19 protein-coding genes and 1 tRNA gene are annotated in these 26,255 nt (G+C 59.5%); 10 read left to right on the top strand and 10 right to left on the bottom strand.

Going from position 1 to position 26,255, the window contains the following annotated elements:
* Positions 1-38: 38 nt before the first annotated feature.
* Entirely contained in the window at positions 39-1,217 is a 1,179-nt protein-coding gene (locus RM6536_RS05305; RefSeq protein WP_060824334.1) for a MarP family serine protease, read from the bottom strand.
* Between the two features lie 363 nt (positions 1,218-1,580).
* Between RM6536_RS05305 and RM6536_RS05300 the strand changes: the two genes are divergently transcribed.
* A complete protein-coding gene (locus tag RM6536_RS05300) occupies positions 1,581-2,258 on the top strand; it encodes a Crp/Fnr family transcriptional regulator (RefSeq protein ID WP_060824333.1) in 678 nt (225 codons plus the stop codon).
* 155 nt (positions 2,259-2,413) lie between these two features.
* Here the strand turns inward: RM6536_RS05300 and RM6536_RS05295 are convergent, their stop codons facing one another.
* The 3 genes from RM6536_RS05295 to RM6536_RS05285 all read right to left on the bottom strand — a co-directional run bounded on the left by RM6536_RS05295 (position 2,414) and on the right by RM6536_RS05285 (position 4,452).
* Positions 2,414-3,589 carry an NUDIX hydrolase gene (locus RM6536_RS05295; protein WP_060824332.1) on the bottom strand — a complete coding sequence of 392 codons (1,176 nt, stop codon included), beginning with the start codon at positions 3,587-3,589 and terminating at the stop codon, positions 2,414-2,416.
* On the bottom strand, positions 3,582-4,064 hold the full coding sequence (locus RM6536_RS05290) for a RidA family protein (RefSeq protein WP_060824331.1): 483 nt from the start codon (positions 4,062-4,064) through the stop codon (positions 3,582-3,584). Before RM6536_RS05290 ends, RM6536_RS05295 begins: the two co-directional genes overlap by 8 nt.
* 184 nt (positions 4,065-4,248) lie before the next feature.
* Entirely contained in the window at positions 4,249-4,452 is a 204-nt protein-coding gene (locus RM6536_RS05285; RefSeq protein ID WP_005504647.1) for a hypothetical protein, read from the bottom strand.
* 166 nt (positions 4,453-4,618) lie between these two features.
* Here RM6536_RS05285 and RM6536_RS05280 point away from each other — a divergent pair, with 166 nt between their 5' ends.
* The 5 genes from RM6536_RS05280 to RM6536_RS05260 all read left to right on the top strand — a co-directional run bounded on the left by RM6536_RS05280 (position 4,619) and on the right by RM6536_RS05260 (position 11,917).
* On the top strand, positions 4,619-6,763 hold the full coding sequence (locus tag RM6536_RS05280) for a transglycosylase domain-containing protein (protein ID WP_060824330.1): 2,145 nt from the start codon (positions 4,619-4,621) through the stop codon (positions 6,761-6,763).
* 40 nt (positions 6,764-6,803) lie between these two features.
* Positions 6,804-7,823 carry a metallophosphoesterase gene (locus RM6536_RS05275; protein WP_060824891.1) on the top strand — a complete coding sequence of 340 codons (1,020 nt, stop codon included), beginning with the start codon at positions 6,804-6,806 and terminating at the stop codon, positions 7,821-7,823.
* Positions 7,823-9,865: an ABC transporter ATP-binding protein gene (locus RM6536_RS05270; protein WP_060824329.1), complete on the top strand. Its 2,043-nt coding sequence runs from the start codon at positions 7,823-7,825 to the stop codon at positions 9,863-9,865. Before RM6536_RS05275 ends, RM6536_RS05270 begins: the two co-directional genes overlap by 1 nt.
* Complete coding sequence (locus RM6536_RS05265; RefSeq protein ID WP_060824328.1) at positions 9,865-11,733, top strand: ABC transporter ATP-binding protein; 1,869 nt, start codon at positions 9,865-9,867, stop codon at positions 11,731-11,733. The genes RM6536_RS05270 and RM6536_RS05265 overlap by 1 nt, the downstream gene beginning before the upstream one ends.
* 110 nt (positions 11,734-11,843) lie before the next feature.
* Positions 11,844-11,917 (top strand) — tRNA-Pro (locus tag RM6536_RS05260).
* Positions 11,918-12,056: 139 nt separating this feature from the next.
* On the opposite strand, the gene RM6536_RS05255 is transcribed toward RM6536_RS05260, so the two are convergent.
* Positions 12,057-13,190: a hypothetical protein gene (locus RM6536_RS05255; protein ID WP_060824327.1), complete on the bottom strand. Its 1,134-nt coding sequence runs from the start codon at positions 13,188-13,190 to the stop codon at positions 12,057-12,059.
* A gap of 376 nt (positions 13,191-13,566) precedes the next feature.
* Between RM6536_RS05255 and RM6536_RS05250 the strand changes: the two genes are divergently transcribed.
* Both RM6536_RS05250 and RM6536_RS05245 read left to right on the top strand, forming a co-directional pair.
* Positions 13,567-15,072, top strand: a complete 1,506-nt coding sequence (locus tag RM6536_RS05250) for a cation:proton antiporter (protein ID WP_060824326.1) — start codon at positions 13,567-13,569, stop codon at positions 15,070-15,072.
* 626 nt (positions 15,073-15,698) lie between these two features.
* Positions 15,699-17,258, top strand: coding sequence for a molybdopterin-dependent oxidoreductase (locus RM6536_RS05245; RefSeq protein WP_060824325.1), 1,560 nt, complete (start codon positions 15,699-15,701; stop codon positions 17,256-17,258).
* A 256-nt stretch (positions 17,259-17,514) separates the two neighbouring features.
* On the opposite strand, the gene RM6536_RS05240 is transcribed toward RM6536_RS05245, so the two are convergent.
* Genes RM6536_RS05240 through RM6536_RS05230 form a run of 3 tightly spaced genes read right to left on the bottom strand, consistent with a single transcriptional unit; the run spans position 17,515 to position 20,607 of the window.
* The gene (locus RM6536_RS05240) at positions 17,515-18,159 is read right to left on the bottom strand and encodes a LutC/YkgG family protein (RefSeq protein ID WP_049347182.1); all 645 of its coding nucleotides are present in this window, start codon (positions 18,157-18,159) and stop codon (positions 17,515-17,517) included.
* Positions 18,159-19,796, bottom strand: coding sequence for a LutB/LldF family L-lactate oxidation iron-sulfur protein (locus RM6536_RS05235; protein ID WP_060824324.1), 1,638 nt, complete (start codon positions 19,794-19,796; stop codon positions 18,159-18,161). Before RM6536_RS05235 ends, RM6536_RS05240 begins: the two co-directional genes overlap by 1 nt.
* 16 nt (positions 19,797-19,812) lie before the next feature.
* The gene (locus RM6536_RS05230; protein WP_005504630.1) at positions 19,813-20,607 is read right to left on the bottom strand and encodes a (Fe-S)-binding protein; all 795 of its coding nucleotides are present in this window, start codon (positions 20,605-20,607) and stop codon (positions 19,813-19,815) included.
* Between the two features lie 843 nt (positions 20,608-21,450).
* On the opposite strand from RM6536_RS05230, the gene RM6536_RS05225 reads away from it, so the two are divergent.
* Positions 21,451-23,124 (top strand): L-lactate permease, encoded by a 1,674-nt coding sequence (locus RM6536_RS05225; RefSeq protein ID WP_060824323.1) that lies wholly within the window; start codon positions 21,451-21,453, stop codon positions 23,122-23,124.
* A 223-nt stretch (positions 23,125-23,347) separates the two neighbouring features.
* Positions 23,348-24,211 (top strand): FadR/GntR family transcriptional regulator, encoded by an 864-nt coding sequence (locus RM6536_RS05220; protein ID WP_060824322.1) that lies wholly within the window; start codon positions 23,348-23,350, stop codon positions 24,209-24,211.
* Between the two features lie 109 nt (positions 24,212-24,320).
* Here RM6536_RS05220 and RM6536_RS05215 read toward each other — a convergent pair whose 3' ends face one another.
* Together RM6536_RS05215 and RM6536_RS05210 are read right to left on the bottom strand one after the other, a co-directional pair.
* Positions 24,321-25,478, bottom strand: a complete 1,158-nt coding sequence (locus RM6536_RS05215) for an ABC transporter permease (protein WP_049338345.1) — start codon at positions 25,476-25,478, stop codon at positions 24,321-24,323.
* A complete protein-coding gene (locus RM6536_RS05210; protein WP_060824321.1) occupies positions 25,479-26,255 on the bottom strand; it encodes an ABC transporter ATP-binding protein in 777 nt (258 codons plus the stop codon).

The following is a 26,255-nucleotide window of genomic DNA, read 5'->3' as shown; positions in this document are numbered from 1 at the left end:
CCTCGCTAGAGGTTCGGGAGCCTGAATGTTTTTACTCGTTACTTGCGGCAGGTGCCGGTGGAGACTGCGGCGGTGTTGTCGCCACCTTCAGCCAGTGCCTGCTTGAGGGTGCTTGCGGTGACGGCGTAGCCGGTCTGGCCGCTGGTGGCTTTACCAAAAATCATGCCGACCACGTTGCCGTTTTCGTCGAGGACGGGGCCGCCGGAGTTGCCGTGCTGCACGTCGGCTGCCAGCTGGTAGACCTGGCGCATGGCGTTGGCGCGGCCGGTGTCGGCATCGATGGTCTGGGTGTTGCCGATGCCCTGCACGGTGGCGGGTAGTGCCTTGAACGGGCCGCCCTTGGGGTAGCCCATGAAGGTTACGAGGCTACCTGCGGTGGCGTTGTTGCCGATGGTCAGCGGTTCGAGCGGCAGCTTGGGGACGCTGATGAAGGCGATGTCCTGTTCGCTGTCCATGTAGACGACGGTGCCGGGCCAGGTGCGGCCGCGGGAGTCCTGCACGACCGGGGAGGTTACGCCGGCGACCACGTGGGCGTTGGTGACGACCAGGCCGTTATCCGCCACGAAGCCGGAACCGGTGGAGGTGTAGCCGCACTGCTCGGCAGCGCCCAGAATCTCAACCACGGAGGCAGCCGCCCGGTCCAGTGCCGCGGATTCTACGGTCTGGGTGGGGGCGCTGGTTTCGGGGGCGATGAGTTGGCTGACTTCCGGAATGGTTCCGAAGGCGAGCACGTCATTGCGTACCGTGTTGATGCGGTCCTTGACGACCTCGGGGGTGGAGGCGACCATCCAGGAGAGGGTCTTGGAGTCGCTGAGCGCAGTGTTGAGCTGCGGGATGGGTACGGTGCGCATGGAGATGGTCAGCACGACCATGACCAGGGCGCAGGCGGCGAGGTTCAGCACGCCGCCGAAGAAGCGTTCTACGCCCTTGAGCGGGGTGATGTCGGTGACGCGGCGGATGGTGCGTCCAGCAACGAGGCCGAGCCACTGTCCGATGGTCAGGCAGATGACGAGCACACCGACGGCGGTAATGAGGCTCCACTGGGTTCCTACGGATGCCACGGCAAGGGGTACGAGCCAGGCTGCGGCGCAGACGCCCAGGCCCAGGCCGAGGAAGGTTCCGAGAGTGGTGAAGAATCCGCTGCGGACTCCGGCGAGGAAGTAGAGCAGCAGGATGATGGGGATAGCAATATCAAGCAGGTTGATGCCAGTCGTCATGACTAATTGCCTCCTTGGTGGGTAGAAGTGGTCACGGTGTGCCCATTGTGGTTGGTGCGGGCTGCGCCCGGTGAGTGTGGTGGCGTTTGTTGGGCCGATAAAGGACACACCTGAATGCTTGATATTAGGTGCCGAACCTGTGGGGAAGCTTTGAATTTGCCCGAAAGAAATAACTTTTGTTGTAAAGCTTGTCCTATTGGAATGCATAAAGCACTTTTTTAGGGTACGCTCATATCAGTTGAATATGTCACACTAGCTTGAGCCTTCTCACATTTCAGATGTTGAGACGCATGACACCGGTTCGGGCTCACTCACTGAACATTTACGAGCTTCGGCTCATCACCTCATATCTAGGAGAACTTTATGGATCTCGAGATCCTCCGTCGCACCCCTCTCTTTGCTAACCTCGACGACGCAGCTTTCGCTCTGCTGACCGATGATATTCAGGAGATTGACCTCTCCCGCAACGCTGTCCTCTTCTACGAGGGCGACCAGGACGACCAGCTCTTCGCTGTGCTCTCCGGTAAGGTCAAGCTGGGTCGCACCGCCGCTGACGGCCGCGAGAACATGGTCGCAATCATGGGTCCCGGTGACGTCTTCGGCGAGATGGCTCTCTTCGATCCTTCGCCCCGTTCGACCAACGCTGTGGCTGTTTCTGAGACTCGCCTGGCTGCCATCAAGCACGAGTCCTTCAAACGTGCACAGCAGCTGGACCCCACGATCTCCGATCAGATCATTAAGACTCTGGCTCGCCGCCTGCGCCACGCTAACGAGGCACTGGCTGACCTGGTCTTCTCTGACGTTCCCGGCCGCCTCGCTAAGGCACTGCTGGACCTGGCTGACCGCTTCGGCCGCCCCGCAACCGACGGCGTGCTCGTTGCTCACGAGCTGACTCAGGAAGAGCTGGCACAGCTGGTTGGTGCATCCCGCGAGACCGTGAACAAGGCTCTTGCCGAGTTCGTTTCCCGCGGTTGGATCCGCCTGGAGGCACGCGCAGTTGTCATTCTGGACCTGCCCCGCCTGCGCCAGCGTTCCCGCTAAAGCCTCTTTGAGTGAGGGCATTCTAGGGCGCCCTCGCTGAAAGACGACTTAAATAGATTAGGAGCCGTTTCCCTCTGCATGGGGAAACGGCTCCTGATTTCTTTAACGCTTCATCTCAAGAGTGAGTATTGCGGCAGCTCGTTAGAGCACGCCTGTTAGTGCACACCCGCTGCGCCGGTGTACACGCTACCGGTGGTTGCCGGAACCACCTCGGTGAAGGAGAGCATGCACGCACCATTGTGGGTCACGAGCACGGGCTTCTTCACCTCAATCTTGCGGCGCTTGGACAGCCACGCGACGGAAGTCTGTGCCTTCGCCAAAGATTCGAGCATGCACATCACGCCGGGGGTAATGAGCTGGTCCAAGGTACGACCCACCGTGTTGGGCTGGCCGATGCGGTCGCCCAGTTCGCTGGTGTCCTTGGCTTCGAGCAGTTCACGCACGTTCAGCCAGTCACCCCACACGCCCTTACCGAGCAGTAGCTTCGGATCCTGCCCGACGGGCAGAGCCGTGGTGAAGTAGGCGATATCGTAGCGCTTGAGGAAGAAGTCCGGGGACTGCCAACGCGCGACCGGGCGCAGCAGGTCAGCGCGCACACTTAAACCGCTGGAGGTCAAGAAGTCAGAGAAGCTCTTATCCTGAGCCGCGACTGCCTCGCGCCAGGCCATGAACTCAGGCGTGCTGGAGTGCTCCACGACGTCCTGTTCGTCCTCGCCGGCAAGCAGAATGCCGGTCTCTTCGAAGGATTCACGCACGGCAGCCATGACGCTGCGGCGTGCCTGCGCAATATCGGAGAAGTGGAATTGATCCTGCCAGTAATCGGCGCCGGGACCCACCCAGGAGGCGGACTCATCATCACCGGGAAGAGCCGTGCCGCCGGGGAACGCCACCACGCCCAGCGGAGAGGTGCCGGGGCGGTAAGTCAGAATCGTTTCGAGGCCGTTGTCACCATCGCGCACAAAAATAACGGATGCCGCCTGGCGCATCGTGCAGCCGGTCGCGCCTTCGTTACCGCCTTCGCACCAGCTTTCGGCGGCGGTGCGCATGAACTCAGGGACCGCGTAGAGACGCTGAATGCAGGAGGTTCGCGGGTTAGCCGCGGACTGGCGGCCGGTAAACATGCGGGGGCGCTCCACTCCCTCAGCCGGGGTGGGAGTGCCGAAGCGGCGTTCCTGCACCGGCAGGGGTAGAGTCTTGATGTTTTGGGCGGTGCCGTTGTCCTGTACGGATCCGGTGTGTGCAGTCTTGTCAGGAGCGTTCTGTGCCGCCCGCTGAGCTTGGGCAGCACGAATAGCAGACAGCGGCAGAGCGCCGGTGTACAGCTTAGACATACTCAACGATGATCTCGACCTCTACGGGCGAATCCAGGGGAAGAACGGGAACACCCACGGCGGAGCGGGCGTGCTGGCCTGCCTCGCCGAAGATTTCGCCGAGCAGTTCGGAGGCGCCGTTAATGACGGTGGGCTGAGCGGTGAAGTTCACCTCGGATGCCACGAAGCCAACAACCTTCACGACGCGCTGCACGCGGTCCAGGTCGCCGATCACGGACTTGACTGCTGCCAGGGCGTTGAGCAGGCAGATACCCGCGTACTTCTTAGCGTCCTCGGGGGTTACGAAGCCTTCAGCGCCGGAGTCGGACACCTTACCGGTTTCGGGCAGGGCGCTGTCGACGAAGGGCAGCTGACCGGAGGTGTACACGTAGGAGCCGGAGGTTACCGCGGGAACATAAGCGGCAACGGGGGCGGGTGCTACGGGCAGTTCGTAACCGAGTTCGCGGATACGTGCTTCAATACGGGATTCAGTCATGATTACTCCAGAAGGATGGCGGGTGCTGGCACCCAAACGGTGATAGGGGAAACGCCGTAAACCTAAACGCTACTGATATTCAGGCAGCTGTTAAACGGCTAACCGGCGGTCTGCCTCAGCTATTCCCACCCTCCACTATAGGTAGGGGAAAGTGGGGTTGAGGTGACCGCCGGGTGCGCTGCTCTTAGTCAGCCTTCTCGCGCTTAAAGTAGGCGATGGGGTTGCCCTGAGTCGGAGCGACCATGTTCGACGCGGGGGTTGCGCCGGCAGGTGCGGATGCGCCGGGGAGAACAGTTACGAGCTCCCAGCCGTCTTCACCCCAGTTGTCGAGGATTGCCTTGGTCGTGTGGATCATCAGCGGTACAGTTGCGTATTCCCATTTCTTCATACCCTCTAGACTATCGCCCGGTGTTCAATAAGTAAAAGGGATTCACTATGGTTTTGGTCAATGTCCGGCGCTTTTGGGGGCTTTATTCTTAGGGCTGAGAAACCCGCGTCCCTGTGGGGTGCCGAGACGGGCTTTCTCTCACAGTTTCATGGGATAAACTGAATGAATGGCTTCATCTAAGAAAACCCGTTCGCGTCGCCGTCCGGGAGATTTTTTGCAGTTCCTCGCGTTCAGTGTGATTGCCGGTTTCCTCGCGGCAATTATTGTCGTACCCCCTGCCGTGAGCTTGGGTATGGTCACGAACGCGTCGATGTCATGGTTCCAGGACCTTCCTGACGACATTGCCGATGGCATCTCTTCCCGTCCTTCTACTATTTACGCTGCTGACGGCAAGACCGAAATCGCGACCTTCTTCGAAGAGAACCGTGAACCGGTCAAGCTGGATCAGATTTCTCAGCATATGAAGGACGCTATCGTCTCGGTTGAGGACCGTGACTTCTACAAGCACGGTGCTGTCTCCGCTATCGGTATCGGTCGTGCGTTCCTGAACAACATCATTAACTCCAACAGCGGCCGCCGTCAGGGTGCATCCACCCTGACCCAGCAGTACGTCAACAACCTCATTGTTGACTCCGCTGTGGCTCGTGGTGAGGACGCTACCGCGACCCTGAACGGTAACAAGACCTACGCTGCAAAGATTCGCGAGATGAAGCTTGCGATTTCTATGGAGCAGAACAAGTCCAAGGACGAGATCCTTGAGGGCTACCTGAACATCGTGAACCTTGGTGGTTCGAACTACGGTGTTGAGGCTGCTGCACAGTACTACTGGGGTATTTCCGCTAAGGACCTGAACGTGGCACAGTCCGCGCTTCTTGCCGGTCTGGTGCAGGCACCGAACGTGTACGACCCGACCGTGAACCCCGAGCTGGCTCGTGAACGCCGCGACATCGTTCTGGGCACCATGCTGCGTGACGGCAAGATTACCGATAAGGAATACAGCGACGCTATCGCCAGCGACATTAAGCTCAACGTCCACCCCAAGTCCCAGGGTTGCTCCCTGGCAGGCGATAAGGCGTTCTTCTGCCGCTACGTGGTCAACTACCTGCTGCAGGATGAGTCCCTCGGCGCAACCGCTGAGTTGCGCAACACCGCCATCAAGCGTGGCGGCCTGAAGATCGTGACCACCCTCAACCCCGAGGCTCAGACCGCGGCTAAGCAGGCAGTGGACTCCACCCAGCCCGCAGCAACCAACTGGAACGACGTGAACTCCGCTCTGACCAGTGTTGAGCCCGGTACCGGTCGCGTGATTGCTATGGCTCAGAACACTGAGCTCGGCACCCCGGCTGACGCAAACGACCACTCGAAGACCGAGTACAACTACAACGTTGATAGCGCCTACGGTGGTACCCGCGGCTTCCAGCCCGGTTCGACGTTCAAGCCGATTATTCTGGCACAGTGGCTCATCAGCGGCCGCGGTGCAAACGCCACCGTGAACGGTACCCAGCTCTTCTGGCCCAGCAGCTTCGGCTGGAACGCCAAGTGCTACGAGGGTGGTAAGTACTACTACACCGGTCAGCCGAACGGCTGGTCCTACAAGAACGCGGTCAACGGCGGTCTGACCTACGGTACCGCTGCGTACGGTATTCGCCAGTCCTTGAACTCCTACCTCTACGGCATGCTCTCCCAGCTTGACCTGTGTGATGTGCACGACCTGTCGATTAAGATGCACGCTCTGGACGGTACCGGCGAGCCGCTGCACAGCATCCCCGACCTGGGTACCAACATTGGTGGTACCAAGTACGGTATCTCCCCGCTGACCAGCGCATCCATGTACGCTATCTTCGCTTCCGAGGGTAAGTACTGCACCCCGCGTCCGATTGAGAAGATCACCAAGAACAATGGTGAGACCATGAAGGAATACCAGAACCAGTGCGAGCAGGTTATGGATCCGGATATCGCAAATGGTGTCAGCTGGGTTCTGAAGGGCGTTATCCAGCCCGGCGGTTCCGCTTCTCAGCGTGGTATTGGTCTGCCGAACGGTTCGGCTGCGAAGACCGGTACGAACGATAACTCCTCCCAGACCTGGCAGGTGGGCTACACTCGTGGCCTGTCCACCGCGTCTTGGGTTGGTTCGAACAACCTCGGCTTCCGCTCCCTGAACGGTGTGGGTATTAACGGTCGAGTCCTCGAGTACGTCGATGGTGCAACCTACGCGGGTGCACAGTGGCAGTCGTACATGAAGGCCATCGCACCGAAGTACAACACGAAGGACTTCACCACCCCCAGCGATAAGATTCTGTCGTACAGCTAGAATCACAGCTCATCAGCTGAAGTCTGAAAGGCGATTGATGATGTGTGAAAACGCAGTCAACGCCCGCGTCCCCGTGGCGGTCCCCGGCGCACGCGGCTCCTCCCCGCTCCTGAAGAAGGTAGCGGGGGCGGTAGCCGCCACTGCAGCCTTGGGGGCCGCCACGGCGGCGTATGGGCACTTTATTGAGCTGAATAATTTTCAGCTCCGCACCGAGTCCCTGCCGGTGCTGCCCGCCGGTAGCCCCGACTTTAGGATTCTGCATATTTCAGATATGCACATGATTCCGGGCCAGCAGAAGAAGATTGACTTCATGCACTCGCTGGCTGCTCTGGAACCGGATTTGGTGATGAACACGGGCGATAACCTCTCCCACGTGGACGGTATGGGCCCGCTGTTGGAGGCGCTCGACCCGCTCATGGACTTCCCCGGCGTGTTTGTGCCCGGCTCCAATTGCTATTTCGCGCCAGTTTTTAAGAACCCGGCACGCTACCTGTGGCAGCCGCGCACCCCGCAGATGATTGAGGAAGGCTCGCGCGTAGCCCTGCCCATTGAGCGGATGCACGACGCTTTCGAGTCGCGCGGCTGGACGGGCCTGATCAACCGCTACGACACGCTAAACCTCAAGGGTCTGCGCCTGGAGTTCTCCGGTGTGGATGACCCGCACCTGCGCTACGATGAGCACCCCGGATTCGCCCCCGGCGCCTTCGATGAGGGTGAGGAGCCGAGCATCCGTATCGGCGTCGCGCACGCCCCCTACATGCGTACTCTGCACCGCTTCGTGCAGGACGGCGCGCAGGCTATTTTTGCCGGTCATACGCACGGCGGTCAGGTCTGTCTGCCCGGCGGTCACGCTCTGGTCAGCAACTGCGATTTGCCGCCTTCGCGTGCGAAGGGTGTGAGTGAGCAGTCCGGTGTTCCGGTTCAGGTTTCTGCCGGTTTGGGTACCTCTCGTTTTGCTCCGGTGCGTCTGTTCTGCCCGCCGGAAGCGATCCTGGTAACCCTCACGGCTAGCGATAAGGAACAGGGCGCCTCCGCTACCTCGGCGGGTGGTCGCAGCTAATGTCTGAAGCATCTACAGCACACACGACTAAGCGGCGCCGCAACCCCTTCCTGGAGACCGCGAGCGAACCGACCCCCGACCCAATCGACTACGCGCACGGTCAGCGTGCCCCGCGCACCCTCGCCGCGTATGCGCGTCCGATTCGTGTGCGCTGGGGTGTGGGTCTGCTCGTGGCCTTCGGTGCCGGTGCCCTTGAGATTGCTATTCCGCAGATGTTGCAGATTATTGTGGATCATCTCTCGCAGAGCACCACCGAGAGCGCCATCTGGATTGCTGGCGGTCTGGTGCTTCTGCTGGGTATTGCGCATGCCTCCTTCATGTATTGGAGACGCTGGCTGATTGTGGACCCGACCTCCACGATTGAGCTGTCCATGCGCATGAACTTCTTTGACCGGCTGCTCAGCGCCCCGCTTTCTCTGTTGGACCGTTGGCCCTCCGGTCAGTTGCTGACCCGCTCCATGAGCGATTTGGGCACGATTCGCCGTTGGCTGTCTTTCGGTATCGTTCAGATGCTGACTGTTGCGGTGATGTTCCTGGTCGGTGGCTTCTTCATGCTGCGTTCTTCGCCGTCTCTGGCGCTGGTGTTCGTGGTGACCGTGCCGATTTTGGTGCTGTCGCTGGTGAACTTCACCCGCAAGTACTACCGCGCTTCACATGAGATTCAGCAGATGACGGGCGACCTCTCAACCCGTATTGAGGAGTCGGTGCGCGGTATCCGCGTGATTAAGGCGCTGGGCCGCTCCCCCGAGCAGATTCAGGAATACTCCGAGTCCGTGGATGCCCTGCAGGTGCGCGAGTACGGCAGGTCGATGCTGGTGGCTCGCGTTGCCCTGTACCAGGGCCTGATCGTGGGTGTCTCCACGGCGGTAGCGCTGGCTGTGGGCGCTTCGCAGGTTGCGGCGGGCACCTTGAGCCTGGGCGCGATGACCGCCTACTTTGCGGTGCAGACGACCGTGCTCAGCCACGTGACGCGCTCGACCGCGCTGATGTCTGCCTATTTGAGCTATAAGGTGGCGTTGGAACGCCACAACGAGGTTATGGACGAGCCCGGTTTTGAGGCGGTGCCGCTGGTTCGTGGCTCCGCGGCTGTGTCTGTGCCCGGGCATCCGCAGGGTGCTTCTGATTCGTCAACAGTAGCTGGAGTGTCCGCTCAGGGCGGCTCCGGGAAGGAAACTATGCAGTACCCCAGCGGTGGCGCAGTATCTGTCACTTTCGATCACGTTCAGTTCAGCTACGATGCTGCCAAGGCGCCGGCTGAGTCTACCACTGAGGCGAATTCTGAAGTTGCTTCTGAGACGAAGGCACCCGAGGTTTCGGTGCTGAAGGACGTAAACTTCAAGGTCTTCCCGGGTGAGATTCTGGCGCTGGTGGGTGCAACCGGTAGCGGCAAGTCGACCGTGCTGTCGCTGGTTCCGCGTTTCTACGAGCCGACCTCCGGTTCCCTGCGTTTTGGCACCCGAGATACCGCCGACATGTCTCTTGAGGAGGTGCGCGCCCAGACCGCGTTCGTCTTTGAGGAGGCGGTGCTCTTCTCCGGCACGGTCCGCGAGAACGTGCTGATGGGCGTTGCCGAGCAGTACGAGCACGGCACCGAGGATGAGGACTACCCCGCCGCAGAAGAGCTGGAGGCGACCCTCCAGACCGCGCTGCAGCTGGCTGCGTGCGATTTCGTGGCGGAGCTTCCGCAGGCTCTGGATACCGTCATTGGTGAGGAGGGTTTGAGCCTGTCCGGTGGTCAGCGTCAGCGTCTGTCGTTGGCGCGTGCTTTGGCGAAGCGCCCCTCTGTGCTGCTGCTGGATGACCCGTTCTCGGCGCTGGATGTGAACACCGAGGAGCGTATTATTACCGGCCTGCGTGAGGGTCTGGAGGGCCTGGGTGGCGCTACTACCCTGTTGACGGCGCACCGCCCCTCCACGGTAGCTCTGGCTGACCGCGTGCTGCTGATGGTTGATGGTGCCGTGGTCGCTGAGGGCACTCACGCTGAGCTGATGGACTCTTCGGAGCAGTACCGTCAGCTGATGACGATGGAGGAGGAGGCCTAATGGCCCATCATCGTCCGGCGGAGCCGCGGGAGCAGATGAGCCCGCAGGAGCGCGCGGAGACGCGTGAACGCTCGATGGCGCTGCTACGCCAGATGTTGCGCCCGCACCGTGGGGCGTTGGCTCTGTCGATTATTTCGGTGCTTTTGGTCTCGGGTTCCTCGGCGATTGCGCCGATTCTGATTGCCCGCGTTTTGGATAGTTCCATTGAGCCGCTCAAGCAGGGTGACGTTTCTCCCCTGCTGACCCTGCTGGCGTTCTTTGTGGCGGCTACCGCGGTGACCGCGATTTTCTCGTGGGTCAACGTGGCGTACACGGTGCGTGTGTCGCTGGGTGTGGTGGTGTACCTGCGTAAGCGGGTATTCCGTCACGCGCAGTCGCTGAGCGTGTCGTTCCATGAGCGGTACACCTCGGGCAAGGTCATTTCGCGTTTGACCAGCGATATTGATACGGTCCGCAGCTTCTTGGACAGCGGCATCAGCCAGTTGGCGATTACCTTGCTGTCCATGGTGATTTCTGCGGTCGCTATTTTCCTTCTGGATTGGCGTATTGGTCTGTTCATGCTGGTCATGGGCGTGCCGATTTACTTTTTGACGCGCTGGTTCCAGAAAGCTGCGGTGCCGGTTTTCCGTACGATGCGTACCGAGTCTGCGCATTTGACGAGCCGTTTTGTGGAGACGTTTACGGGTATCCGTGCGGTGAAGGCGTTTGGTGCGGAGGCGCAGATGCGTTCCGAGTATGCTCAGGCGTCGGAGCGTTACCGCCTTGCGGTGATGGATTCCATTAAGATTTTCGGCGTCTACTCGCCCGTGCTGATGCTTTTGGGCAATGTGTTTATTGCCGGTGCGTTGGTGCTGGGTGGTTATGCGGTGCTGGGCGGCACCATGCAGATCGGTACCCTGCTGGCGCTGGTGATTTACGCGAACCGTGTGTTTGAGCCGGTCATGCAGCTCTCTGAGTTCTACAACATGTTCCAGTCGGCGATGTCAGCGCTGGAGAAGCTGTCGTCGTTCTTGGCTGAGGAGCCGGAGGTTGCTGAGCCTGAGCATCCGCATGAGCGCGCTGTAGAGTCTGCAGCTGAGTCTAGCGCTGCTGAGGGCGGGTCCGGCACGGTTCACGGTGCCCTGGTGGAGCTGGATTCGGCGGTCTTTGGGTACACTTCGGATCGTCACGCTTTGAAGGAGACGAGCCTGCGCATTGAGCCGGGTACGACCGTGGCGCTGGTTGGTGCTACGGGTGCCGGCAAGTCGACGATCGCTAAGCTGGTGGCTCGTTTCTACGATGTTTCAGCCGGTCAGGTGCGTATTGACGGCGTGGACGTTCGCCAACTGGCGGATGTGCAGCTACGCCGTGAGGTGCTCATGCTCACCCAAGAGGTGTTCCTGTTCTCCGCGTCGATTCTGGAGAACATCCGCATGGGTAACCCGCAGGCATCAGATGAGCAGGTGAAGGCTGCCGCGAAGGCGGTGGGCGCTGACACGTTCATTGAGCGTCTGCGTGACGGCTACGAGTCGCAGCTGGGCCGTGGCGGTATTACCCTGTCGGCGGGTCAGCGTCAGCTGGTGTCCTTTGCTCGCGTGTTCTTGGCGAATCCGCGGGTGCTAATTCTGGATGAGGCGACGGCTTCGCTGGACATTCCGAGTGAGCGCGCGGTGCAGGCGGCGCTGCGAACCGTGTTGGCAGGGCGTACGGCGCTGGTGATTGCGCATCGCCTCTCGACGGTTCTGAGCGCTGATCGTGTGCTGGTGATTCATGAGGGCTCCGTGGTGGAGGATGGCTCCCCGCAGCAACTGATTGCCTCCGGCGGTCGTTTTGCGGCGATGTACGCCTCCTGGGATGAGCTGAATCAGGTTCAGGAGACTGAAGCCTAGAAGCTTTATCTGTCCCTCCTCCGAGCGGTGGTGTGCCGCTGTGTTGCGTTCTGAATTTTTTTGGGTTATCCTAGGTGAGTTGCCTACGGTATTCACTGATAGGTCAACATCGGGATGTGGCGCAGCTTGGTAGCGCGCGTCGTTCGGGACGACGAGGTCGCAGGTTCAAATCCTGTCATCCCGACAGATAGCCCCGGTCCTCTGGACCGGGGCTTTGTCGTACCCGCAGTATTTCTGTTGCAGATGTTGAGCACATAGAGGCGACCCCCTACCCGCGCAGGAACGCGGGGAGGGGGTCGCTTTCGTATTGAGTTCAGATTGGGTTAGCCGCGCCCGGAGATGAGGGCGAGAATCGCCTCCAGGGGGCCGCGTCCGGCAACGGAGTGCGCCACGCGCGACCAGAGGGTGCAGAAGCCCAGGGCGATTGCGGCGCCGAGCAGCAGGAAGGCGCTCCAGTACACGGCGGTGCCCCAGCCTCCGGTGGCGACGTAGTGCTCGCCTGCGGTGAGAGCCTTAACGGTGGGACCTGCGTAGATGATGATTCCGCTCAGCACAATGGAGGCGCTCAGCGACATCTGGCCCAGGCGAGCGATTGGGGTGAGCATTCCCGCCTGCGCGGAGAGCAGCCGCGCGCATTCTGCCCAGAAGTACAGGGTTGCCGCCAGGTTCAGGGTGAGCAGCACCTGCGGGCTGTTGAGGAAGCCCAGCTCGGTGTAGGGGTTGAAGGTGCGGTAGACGGCGAGCGCCAGCACTGCAAGTACCACGGGGATTGCGAGCTTCGCCTGCAGGTTGTCGTAGAGGCGCACGAGCACGATGCCCAGGCACATGACCCAGATAAGCTGTGCGCTCTGCGCGTGGTTGACGCCGTGGGTTGCGAGGAAGGGCAGCTGCACGGCAGTCCACTGGTCGGCCTGAGCGGCTACGTCCATGAGGAGGGTGTAGGTCCAGGTGATGAAGGGGCTGGTGACCACCGCCAGCGCGGCGACCGCCCACAGGGGCAGGTGCACGACGAATAGGGTGAGCAGGGTGAGTAGCGCCAGGTGCACGAGCATGTCGAAGGGTAGCGTGTAGCTGAAGCCCTGTGCCGGTACGGTTACGCCGGCTTGCGGCAGGTAGGTGATGCCCTGCATGAGCGCCACGCCCAGTAGCAGTAGCGCGAGGAATCGCACGATGGTTCCGGCAAAGAGTTGCGGGAAGTTCGCGGTGCGTGCGTACCGCCAGGCGGCAGCGCCCAGGATTGCGGCGAAGAGTGGTTCTGCGGGTACGAGGGTCTGCGGGATCCAGAACTTCCAGGAGACCGGGATTAGCTGCAGCCAGTATCCGAAGGGGATGAGCAGGCTGAGCACGGCGAAGGCGCGGGCGAGGTCGAGCCCAAGGTCGCGTCGGGTGCCTCCGAGGGAGGCTGCGCGTACCCCGCTGCTGACGGTGGGGATGGGTTGAGTGCGCCCTGCTGCCATGTCCTCGCTCCTTGTAGTGCCGTGTTTGAGAGTCTGTGCGCGTGCCAGGGGTGTACTCTGCCAGGGGGTGTGGCCCTACCAGGGTATCTGCCGCATCCGGTGGTGTGTGCCGGATGCGCTGGCATAGGTGTTAAGTGTAACGGTGGAAGCTGTGTCTGTTCGGGCGATGGCGCGGAGGTTTTGCTCTCATGCCACTTCTGTCCCGGCTGTTGGCGAGAGCCTCTTGCCCCTAGTGAGTGCTGTTCAAGTGTTGTTGCACGAGGTTGGGTGTGTACCATTGATACGTTCTTATACGGTGGGACGATCCCGCGAATGCTTCGCCCCGGATTACTTTTCTGTACGCGCCCCACCTGTACATACACCACGTTGAGGTTTTATGTTTTCGACTTTATCCCCTCTTTTTCTGACGGATTTGGGGACTTCTGGTGCTCTTCTTGCTTCGGGCACGACTCTTTCGGAAGGGTCGAGCCACGATAGCGGCCAGTTTGTGTCCATTTTCTGGATTACGTTGGTTGCACTGATTTCTCCGGTTCTTTCACGCCTGACGGGTAAGAAGATCCCCGATGTGGTTTTCCTGCTCATTTTTGGTCTGCTCATTGGCCCGAATATGCTCAACCTTGCCAGCAGTGAGGGTGGTATCCCACTGCTGAAGGAGCTGGGCTTGGGCATGCTCTTTTTGATTGCGGGCTTTGAAATTAACGTGTCCTCGCTGCGTAGCCGCCAGGGTTATAGCGCTATTGCCACATGGGTGGTGTGCTTTGCTTTGGGTATGGCGGGTGCGGCGGTGATTACGTCGTTCTCGCATGAGCTGAATACGTATATTGCGGTAGGTGTGGCGTTGAGTTCCACGGCGTTGGGTACTCTGCTGCCGATGTTGAAGTCTCACGGTGCCGCCGGTACGCCGGTGGGTAATGCGGTGCTGGTGCACGGTGCTGTGGGTGAGCTTCTGCCGATTTTCGCTATTTCGTTGCTGCTGTCTTCGCGTTCGCCGGGCATGGCGTTTGTGGTGCTGCTGGCATTTATGGTGGTTGCGGTGATTGTGGCGCTGATTCCTCACCGTCTGTTTGCGCATGTGCCGGGTCTGCGTCAGATTATGGCCGCGGAGGCGAATACGACCGGTCAGACGGTTCTGCGTCTTGCGATGTTCCTGCTGGCGACCCTGATCATGTGTACTGCCCTTTTTGATTTGGATGCGGTGCTCGGTGCCTTTGCGGCGGGCCTGATTCTGCGTACGCTGACCCCTCCGGCGGCTTTGCATATGATAACTCACCGCCTTGAGGTGGTTGGCTTTACGTTCATGATTCCGCTGTTCTTTGTGGTCAGCGGTATGGGCATTGATGTGTCTGCCGTGGTGGCTAATCCTTTGGGTCTGCTTGCCGTGGTGGTGGGTATTCTGCTGTGCCGTGGTGTTCCGGTGCTGTTGGCGGAGCATTTCTTCGATACCCGTTCGGGGTTGGCCACTCGCGCGCAGAAGGTGCAGTTGGCGTTGTATTCGGCTGCGGGTCTGCCGATTATTGTGGCGGTGACGGAGGTTGCGACCAGTTCGGGTCTTCTGGAGAAGTCCACGGCGTCGCTGCTGGTTGCCGGTGGCGCGCTGACGGTTCTGCTGTTCCCGCTGTGGGCGTTGGGTATTCGTCAGGCGTTTGGTTCTGCTGAACCATCTGCGCAGGCGCCGAGCCGTAAGGAGCAGATGAATGCGCTGAAGGCTCAGCGTAATGCTCAGACAAAGCTTGCCACGGGCGTGGTTCCGGTGGTTCGTCTAAAGTCGCAGGCTGATTCTGTTCCTGCCGAGGTTGAGGATGCTTCGGCTGATTCCTGCACTGCTTCTCGGGGTGTGGCCAAGAAGCGTAAGGGCTCAGCAGGGGGTTCTGCCAAGAAGTAGTTGCGGCTACGCTGTGGTTGTTTTTCGGCCTTTCACGGGTAGGCCAACATGGGCGGGTCAATAAGCCGTTTTGAAGGGGTATCCCGCTTACAGTCACCTCAACCCTATGTGGGATTGGGTTTACAAAACCACACACAATGCCAGACATTCAAAGCCCCGCAAACCAACATACATCCCACATATAGAGTCAAAGCCCGCCGCATCCTCCATAGAGGTTGCGGCGGGTTTTTTGCGCCCGAATACCCCGATAAATCGGGGGAAAATGAGAATCTTCCTTAAATTCGGATTTTTAATGCAAATATTACAGAACATGACGTGTCTTAGCTTTCTCGATTGACACCTTGTCCTATAAAATTGAAAGCGGACAGGGAATTTCCCTGAAACACACATAAACCAACATACATACACAGAGTCGCTTCCGCCCCAGCGGGAGCTGGCGCACCTCCCCTCTCACACACGGGAGGTGCTCCTTTCGGGAGTATCCGCGACGATACCCCCGGCGGCTCCCAACTACTGAGGAGGATCATATGGGTCAGAAAGGTAATTATTTCTAACCTCACATCTCAAGGCCTCGCACTGAATCCTAACGATTGTCTGCACACACAGTCATTTCCGAAGGAAATATCATGCACCAACTACTCCTCACCGCGAGCACTGGTGGCGTAGAGCTGGACTTCCCGGCCTGGCTCCGAATTACGCACTTCATCAATTTCATTATGATGGGCTTCCTGATTCGTTCAGGTTGGGAAGTTCTCGCCTCTCACCCCCGCCTGTACTGGAACAACCACTGCACCCCGGGTTCCGAGTGGCTCAAGTTCACCAAGGACAAGGTCCCTACCACCCCCGGCGCATTTACTGCGCGCGATGACCAGCGCACCCTGTCTCCCCTGATTTCTCTGCCCGGCAAGGCCCAGATTGGTCTGGGCCGCGCATGGCACGCGCTGGTGACCGTCATCTGGATCGTTAACGGTCTCGTCTACGTCTCCTTGCTGTTCCTGACCGGTCAGTGGCGCCGTATCGTCCCGACCAGCTGGGATATCATCCCGCAGGCGTGGGAATCCATCCAGATTTACGCTGGCTTCCAGATTCCCTCGATTGAGCACTTCCAGCCGTACGACGCTCTGCAGCAGATTATGTACTTCACCGTGGTGTTCATCGTGGCACCGCTGATGATTGCAACCGGTCCGATCATGAGCCCGGCATTCTGCGGCCGCTTCCCCGGCTACGTGCGCCTCTTCCGTAACCGCCAGACCGCGCGTTCCATCCACTTCCTGGGTATGGCGTTCTACTGCGTCTTCACCGTCATTCACGTGGCGCTGGTATTCGTGGTTCACCCCCAGTACAACATCGCCCACATGATGCTGAACAAGCCCTACAACGAGGTGGACGCAGCACAGTTTGCTCAGGCAGTCACCATGCTCATTGGTGGTATTGTCTTCGCTGTGGCTCTGTGGATTTTTGCTTCGTACTGGTCCCTGCGCGACCTGCGATTCACCCAGACCTTCATTTGGGGTCTGACCCAGCCGATTCGTAACGTCCTGCTGGACCGTATCACCTCGCGTCAGGTGCAGAAGAAGACCTTCACCGATGCGGATATCTCCCCCTTCCACTGGGTTAACACTCGCCCGCCGACAGAGCGTGAGAGCACCGAGTGGAACCGCCTGAAGGAACACGAGTTCGTCGACTACCGCCTGGAGCTGGGTGGTCTGGTGAAGGAATCCAAGTCCCTGAGCATTGATGACCTCAAGAAGCTGGGCAAGGAAGTTAACATCACCATGCACACCTGCATGCAGGGTTGGACCGGCATCGCCAAGTGGGAGGGTGTGCGCCTGCGTGACGTCCTCGCACTGGTCGAGAAGACTGACGACGCTCGCTACGTCATGGTGACCTCCTTCGGCCACGTGGGCCACACCTACGACGGCCGTCCGACCGAACCCTACTACGAATGCCTGGACATCTCCATGGCAATGGAAGATGAGACCATCCTGGCCTGGGGCATGAACGACAAGCCCCTGCCGGATGTGTACGGTGGCCCGCTCCGTCTGCGTGCGGACTCCATGCACGGCTACAAGATGGTCAAGTGGGTTCAGAAGATTGAGTGGATCAAGGATTACCGCGATGTTGGCGATGGCCAGGGCGGTAGCCGCGAGGACTCCGGTCTGCAGCACTTCGACGCACGCGCCTAAGCGCCCACGCAGAGGCATCGCTACGGTAGAGCCTTCAGCGCTCCGCTAGGTAGCGCGTCGATAAGCAACCACATAAAGAACGGTGGCGGGATCATGGGCCCGCCACCGTTTTTGTATCCTCATGACTGGTGCATACGCTTCTGAAGACTAGAAGCCGCGAGGGCATAAAGAAACCGCCCGGGAGCCTTAGCTCTCGGGCGGTTTCTTTAGAGGTTTGCCGTCTGGCGGCTGTACCTTAGCCGTCTGGCGCTATACCTTAGGCGTCGTAGATGATGACGTCCAGGGTACGGGGGCCGTGCACGCCCTCCACGCGGATCAGCTCGATATCACTGGTTGCCGACGGACCGGAAATCATGGTCACGGGGCGGGTGTAGGTGATACGCTCGATCGACTCGGGAACCAGCTCCACCACGGTGGAACGGGGCACCACGCAGATGTGGTGGTCGGGCACCAGGGTGATGGCGCGGCGACCCTCATCGGGGTTGGTGTTCAAGAAGATCGTGCCGGTCTCTGCGCAGGAGACGGTCGAACCGGTCACCACAGCGTCAACTGCGTCCAGTTCCTTCAGGCTCAGGCAGCCGGGCTTGAGGGTGCTACCGGAGTCGGTGACGCGCTTGCGGTCAGCGGTGTCAGCCGGCAGCCACTCCATGTTCAGGCCCTCGGGAACCACGTAGGTGGACTTTTCACCCAGGCGCTCCGCGATGACCTCGGAGATGTTCTCCTTGTTCGCGTGGAACACGTTTGCCTTGTAGTCAATGAGGCGGTCGACGAGCATCTCAATGGTCTGCTCTTCGTTCAGCTCGCTGACGCGGCGGTAGTTACGTACGGGCTCGGGGGCGACGGGTGCGTCAGCCAGGGACGAGCGGATACGTGCGAGGATATCTTCCTTAGCAGAGGACATTAGTTGTTCTCCTTAGCTTCACGGGCTGCCTGGGCGTCCATAGCGGCCTTGGCGTTTGCTGCCGCCTCAGCGACCTTACCCTTGTTTGCCTCGATGAGGGCCTGAATGTCAACGCGCTGTGCGTTATCGCGTGCCGGAGCCTTGCCCTTCTCCTTCTTCCACCAGTTGCGGAAGGATTCCTTGGGGGGCTCGGGGATGTCGCGGTAAGCGGTCCAGCCGCTGACGATACCGGGAACAGCGGTGATCTTGTGCTTGCGGCCGCTGATAAGGCGGGACATGGGCAGACCACGCTCTGCAATCGACATCATCTTGCCGGAGGTGAAGAGCTTCTTCGCGCCGAGCATCATGCCGTCCATCTGCGAGAAGGGAGCCTTCTTGTTGCCTTCGAACTCGCGGACAGCGTGCTGGGACTCAACATCCTTAGCGCGCAGGTGCACGAGGACCTCGGGGAAGTTAATCTTCACGGGGCAGACCTCGTAGCAAGCGCCACAGAGGGAGGATGCGTACGGCAGGGAGTTGTTCTCTGCAGCCTCGATACCGGAGAGCTGCGGGGACAGGATTGCACCGATGGGGCCCGGGTAGGTGGAGCCGTAGGCGTGACCGCCTGCGCGCTCGTACACGGGGCACACGTTCATGCAAGCGGAGCAGCGGATGCAACGCAGTGCCTGGCGACCCAGCTCGTCGGACAGAACGGCGGTACGGCCGTTGTCGATGAGGATGACGTGCATGTTCTGCGGGCCGTCACCGGGGGTCACACCGGTCCACATGGAGGTGTAGGGGTTCATGCGCTCACCGGTAGAGGAGCGGGGCAGCAGCTGCAGGAATGCCTCGTAGTCCTGGAAGGTGGGCAGGATCTTCTCAATACCCATGAAGGTAATGAGGGTGTCGGGCAGGGTCAGGCACATACGGCCGTTACCTTCGGACTCCACGATGGTCAGGGTACCGGTCTCGGCAATACCGAAGTTGGTGCCGGAGACTGCCACGGTGGTGTTCAGGAACTTGTTGCGCAGGCGGTTACGCGATGCCTCTGCCAGTTCTGCCGGCTCATCGGTGATGTCCGGGTTGATACCCTCAATTTCGCGCAGGAAGATGTCGCGGATTTCGCGGCGGTTGCGGTGAATTGCGGGCACCAGAATGTGGGAGGGGCGGTCGTGGCCGAGCTGGACGATTTCTTCCGCGAGGTCGGTCTCAATAGCGTTGATGCCGTTTTCCTCGAGGAATTCGTTCAGGCCGGTCTCTGCGGTTGCCATGGACTTAATCTTGATGATTTCGTCCACGCCCTGCTCGCGAATCAGGTCCAGAGCAATCTGGTTTGCCTCGGTGGCGTTGCGTGCCCAGTGCACGTGGCCGCCTGCAGCGGTGAAGTTACGCTCGAACTGTTCGAGCAGCTCGGGCAGGTTCGCCAGAACGTAGTTCTTGACGGACTCACCGGTGTTACGCAGGTCCTGCCAGTCGGGCAGTTCTGCGGTGACGCGTGCGCGCTTGTTACGGATTGCGTGGGTCACGAAGCGCAGGTTGGCGCGTAGCTGCTCGTTCTTGAGTTCTTCCTTCGCGTACTTGGGGAAGGGGGTTTCTTCGAAAATGTTGCCCTCGCCGTAGTGAACGACCTTGGGCATACCAAGCTGAATAGCGGTCATGAGGTCTTATCTTTCCTTAGCCGATCGAGAGCTCGACGCGCTCGGAGTTAATCTTGAGCGGGTTTTCCTTGGTGGATGCGAGGATCTCCGCGAAGTGGATGGTCTGAACGTCCGAGCCGCGACGCATCAGCGCACCGCCGATGTTCATCAGGCAGGAGCAGTCGCCGCCGGTGCAGACGGAAGCACCGGTTGCTTCAACGTTGTCTGCCTTGTCGTTGACCATTGCGCCGGAGACGTCAGCGTTCTTGAAGGAGAAGGTACCACCGAAGCCGCAGCACTGGTCCATGCCCTCGAGCTGGGTGTACTTGATGCCTTCGACGGTGCGGACCAGGTCCTGCTGGCGGGTGCCCAGGCCGAGCATACGCATACCGTGGCAGGAGCTGTGGTAGGTGACGTGCTCGGGGAAGTAGGAGCCGAGCTGCTCGGCAGCGTTGGTGATGCCCAGGATGTCGATTAGCAGCTGGGAAAGCTCGAAGGTGCGGGAAGCAATCTGCTCTGCCTTCAGAGCCAGCGCTTCGTCGCCGCGGCTACGTGCGACCATTGCCTGCTGGTGACGCAGGGAAGCAACGCAGGAGCCGGAGGGTGCAACAGCTACGTCCCAGTCCCAGGAGTCGAAAGCTTCAACGTGGTTCTTGATGACTTCGTAACCGTCATCGAAGTAGCCCGAGTTGACGTGCATCTGAGAGCAGCAGGTCTGGTTCGGGGGGAAGACAACCTCGTGGCCCAGGCGCTCAAGAATTTCGACGGTGGCGCGTGCTACGCGGGGGTACATGCCGTCAACGATGCACGTGGAGAAGAGTGCAATGCGCATGACTTGTCCGTCCTTTCCTCTGTGTTCAGAGTTTCTCGGTCTCACCGCCTGCGTCTGGGGCAGGCGGGGCACAGTCCGAATAGGTTCGGTCTTCCAAAGAAGCGACTCAGATGTATTGAGTCGGGGAAGCTGGGCCGGATGGTTCCGGCTAATGTGCGCGCCCCAAGTGGAGGTGGGATGCGGTGGGATCAGAAACCGTGGTGATGTCTTTTATCTTTCTAGCCATTTAACACCGTTGGACGGCTTTTCTCTAGTTGGAATAGCACATACTTTCCTTGTTAAATAACCGGTTAGGTCGACCTGACCTTAAGGTATATTTCCCTACCTTCCGGTACATGTGACCTCATCTCCCATGCACCCCCCGTAAGACCCCTATATTCTTTTCGCAGATTGAACATTTATCAAACACACAGAAGTGGACCATAAACCCCCTAGAAATCCGCCGTTCTGAAGATTTTATGGTTGTTTTATGGGGCTTTTCCTTTTTAAAACAACATTCTTTTCGGGTATATGCGTCCAAATGAAGACTCTCCCCTGGGTAAACCAATGACCCATACACCCAACTCGTGATGTATCTGAAAATATTCGAGTTTCAGAACCTGGAATTAACTATCAGAACCGCAATATTTCGGCAGTTTCACTGGAAGCGAGCCCAGGTTCCGGTCGCCTTCCACAAAAATGAGTCAGGTCACTTTTGGTGAAACACCACATTATCCGGTACTCTTCTAAACATGCGATCAATGGTCTGACCACATCCCCATGCAGGGAACAATGACTCGTTCCCCACAGAATTATCTATGGTCTGACCACACACAAAACACACCCTGAACCAAAGGAGTTCCAGTGGAAACTTATACCGCTGTAACCAATGCAGTGGGAGGTAGCCTCGGCCTCAGCGCGCTCGTGGCAACCATTCCCCTCCTCACCTTCTTTGTGATGCTACTGGGCGTTAAGGCACGCGCTCACTGGTCCGCACTCGTGGCACTGGCAGCATCCATCCTCGTAGCAGTCCTGGGCTTCCACATGCCCGCTGACCTCGCCGGTCTGGGCGCCGTCCGCGGTGGCATCTACGGCCTGGTCATCTGCTGGGTTATCCTCGGTGCAATCTGGTTCTACCAGATCACCGTCCTTTCCGGCCGCTTTGAAGATCTGCGCCGCGTCTTCGACCGCCTCGGCGGCGGCGACCTGCGCATCCAGGCTATCCTCATCGCATTCTGCTTCGGCGGTCTGCTCGAGGCACTGGCTGGCTTCGGCGCTCCCGTTGCAATTACCGCAACCATGATTCTCTCCCTGGGCGTTAAGCCCCTTAAGGCTGCTGTCACCGTTCTGATCGCTAACACCGCACCCGTGGCATTCGGCGCAGTTGCTGTCCCGATTACCACCGCAGCTGACGTTGGCGGCAAGGACGCACACGTTATCGCAACCATCGTTGGTCACCAGGCTCCGTTCCTGGCAATGCTCGTTCCGCTCATCCTGCTCGTCATCCTTGACGGTATGAAGGGTCTGAAGGACGCATGGCTGCCCGCACTGGTCATCGGTGTCTCCTTCGCAATTGCACAGTGGGTCACCGCTGCTACCCCCGCATACAACCTGACCGACGTTGTTGCTTGCATCGTCTCCATGGGTGTTGCTGTTATCTTCCTGCAGTTCTGGAAGCCGCGCGGCGTCGAGGGCGTTCGTGAACGCTACGGCCTGCCCGCACAGGCTGAAGAGAAGGAAGCTCTGCCCGCCGTTCGCGTCTGGATGGCACTGCTGCCCTACGTCATCGTCGTTGCAATCTTCGGTGTTGCTAACCTGCACGCTGGCCTGAAGGCATGGCTGAAGAGCTTCGTCCTCAAGATCGACATCCAGGCTCTGAGCTCCCGCCTCGTCACCGCTGACGGCAAGCCCGTCAAGGATGCAGTCTACAACTTCGCGTGGATGTCCAACCCCGGCACCCTGCTGATCATCTCCGGTCTGGTTGTTGCTGTGGTCTACTTCTTCTTCAACGAGAAGGGCCGCTACGCCTTCAAGTTCCCGGCAATCTTCACCGAGTTCGGTTCCGTTGTCTACCGCATGCGTTGGTCCATCCTGACCATTGCTTCGGTTCTGGCACTGGCATACGTCATGAACTTCTCCGGTCAGACCATTGCTATGGGTACCTTCCTGGCAGGCCTGGGCACCGTCTACGCGTTCCTCGCACCGGCTCTGGGCTGGATCGGTACCGCTGTGACCGGTTCGGACACCAGTGCGAACGCACTGTTCGCCAAGCTGCAGGTGTCTGCTGCTGAGAACCTGCAGCACGCAGGTATCCACGGCGCAACCCCCGAGCTCATGCTGGCTGCTAACACCACCGGTGGTGTGGTCGGTAAGATGATCTCCCCGCAGTCGCTGGCTATTGCCGCTACCTCCGTGGACATGGAAGGCAAGGAATCCGACATCCTCAAGGCTGTCCTCCCCTGGTCCTTCGCTATGCTCCTGTTCGTCTGCGTCCTGGTCTTCCTGCAGACCAACGTTCTGTCCTTCATGATTCCCTAATCTGAGGCTCACCCCTTAGAGAGTTCTTGAGGTGAAAGCCTCAAGGGCCGTAGGACATTCGCCCCGGTATTTTCCGGTGGCCACGGCGGGGCGGCGAACCTTCTCGGTTCTGCCGCCCCGCTTTTTATGCCCCCTTATGACTCGACAGGTTGCCCCGATAGTTCTCGGGAACATGCTGAGTCGAGACTTCTTTTCGTTATCCGCCTCGTTATCAGGAGAGAGTATGCCTCGTTCTTTTGACGACACCCAGCCTGCAGAGGCGCCCCCTGTAGTTGAGCGTCAGCCGATTCTGGCGGACCGCAGCTACAGCATCATTCTGGAGACCTTTGAGCGGCGTCTGCGTCTGGGTGAGTTGCGTGTGGGCGATAAGCTCCCCTCCGAGCGTGAGCTGGCGGCACGGCACGGTATTTCCCGCCCCTCGGTCCGTGAGGGGTTGAGGGTTCTGAACGCGCTGGGTCTGATTCGTTCCAGCACCGGTTCGGGACCGAAGTCGGGCGCGATTATCATTTCGGAGCCGTCGGATGCACTCAGCTGGGCGCTGCGCATGCACATTGCGACCCGTAGCCTGCCGGTGAAGGACGTTGTCTCAACCCGCCTGCTACTGGAGGGCCCTGCGGCACGTGCGGCAGCTGCCGCGCCGGATACTCCGGAGCGTGCGGCAGCGCTGGAGCGTGCGCGTGTGCATCTGGCGGAGATGGATGAGCAGATCAGCGATGAGCGTTTCCATTTCTGCGATACGCGTTTTCACTATGAGCTGTCGAAGCTCGGCGGCAATATTGTGCTTGATACGGTTATTGACTCTCTGCACATGGCGACGATGAGTTATGTGCAGGAGGCGGTTCCTTTCCTGAAGGATTGGGAGGCGGTCAAGCGCACGTTGCAGCAGCAGCATTACGGCATTATTGAGGCGATTTCCTCTCACGATGAGCAGGCGGCCTATGAGCGGGTGTGCGATCACATTACGTGGTTTTATTCGCTGTCTGACCGTGCTGCGGAGGAGCGGGCGCGGCAGCATCCGGCGCGGGATATTCTGCACGAGGATTTGTGCCACGAGAACGTACATGACGAAGACGTTCACGCCGGCTAGGCTTCGTCCCTCAATCGCATAAACCCACATAGCTAAAGGGCGGTGCCCCGGAAGAATGACCTTCCGGGGCACCGCCCTTATGCGCCGAGCAATTATTTCAGCGGGGCAATTATTGCAGGAGCTCAAGCGGCTGAACCTTCGTTGCCGCGTAGGCGGGCAATGCACCCGCCACGATGCCCACACCCAAGCCGAGGAAAGGAATCCCTAGGATAAGGGGCGGCAGAGATAGCGCCCATCCGTTGAGAAGGCACACAACCCAGGAACCGAGAATACCGAGGATGAAGCCTCCAAGAGCGCCCAGGGCCCCGAGGAGAGCCGCCTCTGCAAGGAAGCTGACCGCCACATCTCGCCGTCCCAACCCTAATGCACGGTTAATGCCGATTTCCCGGCGGCGTTCCCAGACCGAAATCTGCATGGTCATCACAATGCCGAAGCTTGTCGAGACGATAAGAACCACCAGAATAATGGTCGTAAGAGCTCGGCTATCCTTCGTCAAGGAAGCACGAAGAGTCACCGGTGAAGGCGGAATCTCAATGTTTGTATCAACGGGGGCGCGCTGCGGATCGAGTACCTGCTTGAGCTGTTCCGCGACCGTATCTGCACTTCCTGGATTCACGATAACGTCCATACCGCGTTGCAGGGTGTGGGCTTGCGGCAAGAAAGTGGAGGTGGTCGGCAGGATAAGAGCGCTACTGAGAGCAGCGTTTTTGCCGCCGTCACGGATAATGCCGAGCACGTAAGCTCGCATTCCGTTGACCTCAATCATGTTCCGCCCGGGCTCAGTACTGACCCCTAGCTCTTTCGCGAGGGCAACACCCAGATAGACGGTAGGCTCACCGGGGCGTTCGCGGGCAGGCTCCGAAAAGTGCCCTTCGACAATGTGCGCGCCTCGTGCTTTCAAACCTGCTTCTGAAACAATTGCGAGGGGTGTCTGTTGGCCCTCATACCCCGGCCTGTTGACCTGCGGACGCGTTGTCTGCGTATCGATGGTGACTGTACCGGCAGCTTTGACCTCTGGAACTTGGTTAACGCGCCAGAGCAGTTCATCCTCCGGTATATCCCAGGTCTGCGGCTGGAGGCGCACACCGAGCCGGGTGGAATCGTAACTGGCCAGCTGCGAGCTCGTGTTGAGCGCTGACGACTCGCTGACGCCCACCAGCATAATGATGGTGGTTGTTCCCGCGAGCATCGCCAATACCGTGAGCAGGTTGCGGCGCCAACGGTGAACAACTGCAAGGAGAGCGTAGTGAAGGTTGTTCCTTAGCATCTATCCTCCCCTGACAACGGGTTCTTTGAGCGTTTGGTGGGCCGGTTCTTCGGGGCTAGCGAGTTCGGGGCTAACGAGCATCCCATCGACCATGTGTAGTTGCCGGTCGCAGCGAGCCGCGATATCGGGTTCATGGGTGATGATGACCAGGCTTTGCTTCTCCGCACGGCCGGCGAGGAGCAGATCCAACACCTTGTGAGAGTTTTCAGTGTCGAGGTTTCCTGTAGGCTCATCACACAGCAGGATGCGCGGGGCGCAGGCTAACGCGCGTGCGACCGCGACTCGTTGCTGTTCACCACCGGACATGTTGCGTGGAAGAACCTCCAGACGGTGCCCCAAACCCACCTGTTCGAGTGCCTGCAACGCACGCTGATGTGCCTGACGGCCCGGTACGCCGCGCATCCGGAGGGTGTGGGTAATGTTCTCGGTGGCGTTCAGATGAGCAATGAGGTGGTACGCCTGAAAGACGAAAGCGATGTGCTCACGGCGTGCTACAGTTCGCTCGGCGTCGCTGGCGGTGCCCATGTTTTGGCCCAATATTTTCAGCTCACCTTCAGAGGGCTGATCGAGTAGCCCGATGATAGAGAGGAGCGTAGATTTTCCGCTTCCGGAGGCGCCGGTAATGGCCACCGATTCGCCTTCATGAATGCTGAGGGTTGCGTTTTTAAGCGCCCAGGTGGAGGGCGGGAAGAAACGCGCAATATTGTGGCACTCGATATTAGGTTTTGTGGCGGTAGCGCTCGTGGGGAGGGCACGTTCTGTCTCGTGATGAGGCAT

It is taken from the genome of Rothia mucilaginosa, assembly GCF_001548235.1.
Lineage (GTDB): Bacteria > Actinomycetota > Actinomycetes > Actinomycetales > Micrococcaceae > Rothia > Rothia mucilaginosa_B.
Note: the sequence above shows the minus strand (reverse complement) of the source record. Positions and strands in the feature narration are given on the sequence as shown.

Excerpts from the sequence above, each read along its gene's own strand:
- RM6536_RS05305 (WP_060824334.1), bottom strand. The coding sequence starts at position 1,217 with ATGACGACTGGCATCAACCTGCTTGATATTGCTATCCCCATCATCCTG.
- RM6536_RS05300 (WP_060824333.1), top strand. The coding sequence starts at position 1,581 with ATGGATCTCGAGATCCTCCGTCGCACCCCTCTCTTTGCTAACCTCGAC.
- RM6536_RS05295 (WP_060824332.1), bottom strand. The coding sequence starts at position 3,589 with ATGTCTAAGCTGTACACCGGCGCTCTGCCGCTGTCTGCTATTCGTGCT.
- RM6536_RS05290 (WP_060824331.1), bottom strand. The coding sequence starts at position 4,064 with ATGACTGAATCCCGTATTGAAGCACGTATCCGCGAACTCGGTTACGAA.
- RM6536_RS05285 (WP_005504647.1), bottom strand. The coding sequence starts at position 4,452 with ATGAAGAAATGGGAATACGCAACTGTACCGCTGATGATCCACACGACC.
- RM6536_RS05280 (WP_060824330.1), top strand. The coding sequence starts at position 4,619 with ATGGCTTCATCTAAGAAAACCCGTTCGCGTCGCCGTCCGGGAGATTTT.
- RM6536_RS05275 (WP_060824891.1), top strand. The coding sequence starts at position 6,804 with ATGTGTGAAAACGCAGTCAACGCCCGCGTCCCCGTGGCGGTCCCCGGC.
- RM6536_RS05270 (WP_060824329.1), top strand. The coding sequence starts at position 7,823 with ATGTCTGAAGCATCTACAGCACACACGACTAAGCGGCGCCGCAACCCC.
- RM6536_RS05265 (WP_060824328.1), top strand. The coding sequence starts at position 9,865 with ATGGCCCATCATCGTCCGGCGGAGCCGCGGGAGCAGATGAGCCCGCAG.
- RM6536_RS05255 (WP_060824327.1), bottom strand. The coding sequence starts at position 13,190 with ATGGCAGCAGGGCGCACTCAACCCATCCCCACCGTCAGCAGCGGGGTA.
- RM6536_RS05250 (WP_060824326.1), top strand. The coding sequence starts at position 13,567 with ATGTTTTCGACTTTATCCCCTCTTTTTCTGACGGATTTGGGGACTTCT.
- RM6536_RS05245 (WP_060824325.1), top strand. The coding sequence starts at position 15,699 with ATGCACCAACTACTCCTCACCGCGAGCACTGGTGGCGTAGAGCTGGAC.
- RM6536_RS05240 (WP_049347182.1), bottom strand. The coding sequence starts at position 18,159 with ATGTCCTCTGCTAAGGAAGATATCCTCGCACGTATCCGCTCGTCCCTG.
- RM6536_RS05235 (WP_060824324.1), bottom strand. The coding sequence starts at position 19,796 with ATGACCGCTATTCAGCTTGGTATGCCCAAGGTCGTTCACTACGGCGAG.
- RM6536_RS05230 (WP_005504630.1), bottom strand. The coding sequence starts at position 20,607 with ATGCGCATTGCACTCTTCTCCACGTGCATCGTTGACGGCATGTACCCC.
- RM6536_RS05220 (WP_060824322.1), top strand. The coding sequence starts at position 23,348 with ATGCCTCGTTCTTTTGACGACACCCAGCCTGCAGAGGCGCCCCCTGTA.
- RM6536_RS05215 (WP_049338345.1), bottom strand. The coding sequence starts at position 25,478 with ATGCTAAGGAACAACCTTCACTACGCTCTCCTTGCAGTTGTTCACCGT.
- RM6536_RS05210 (WP_060824321.1), bottom strand. The coding sequence starts at position 26,255 with ATGCCTCATCACGAGACAGAACGTGCCCTCCCCACGAGCGCTACCGCC.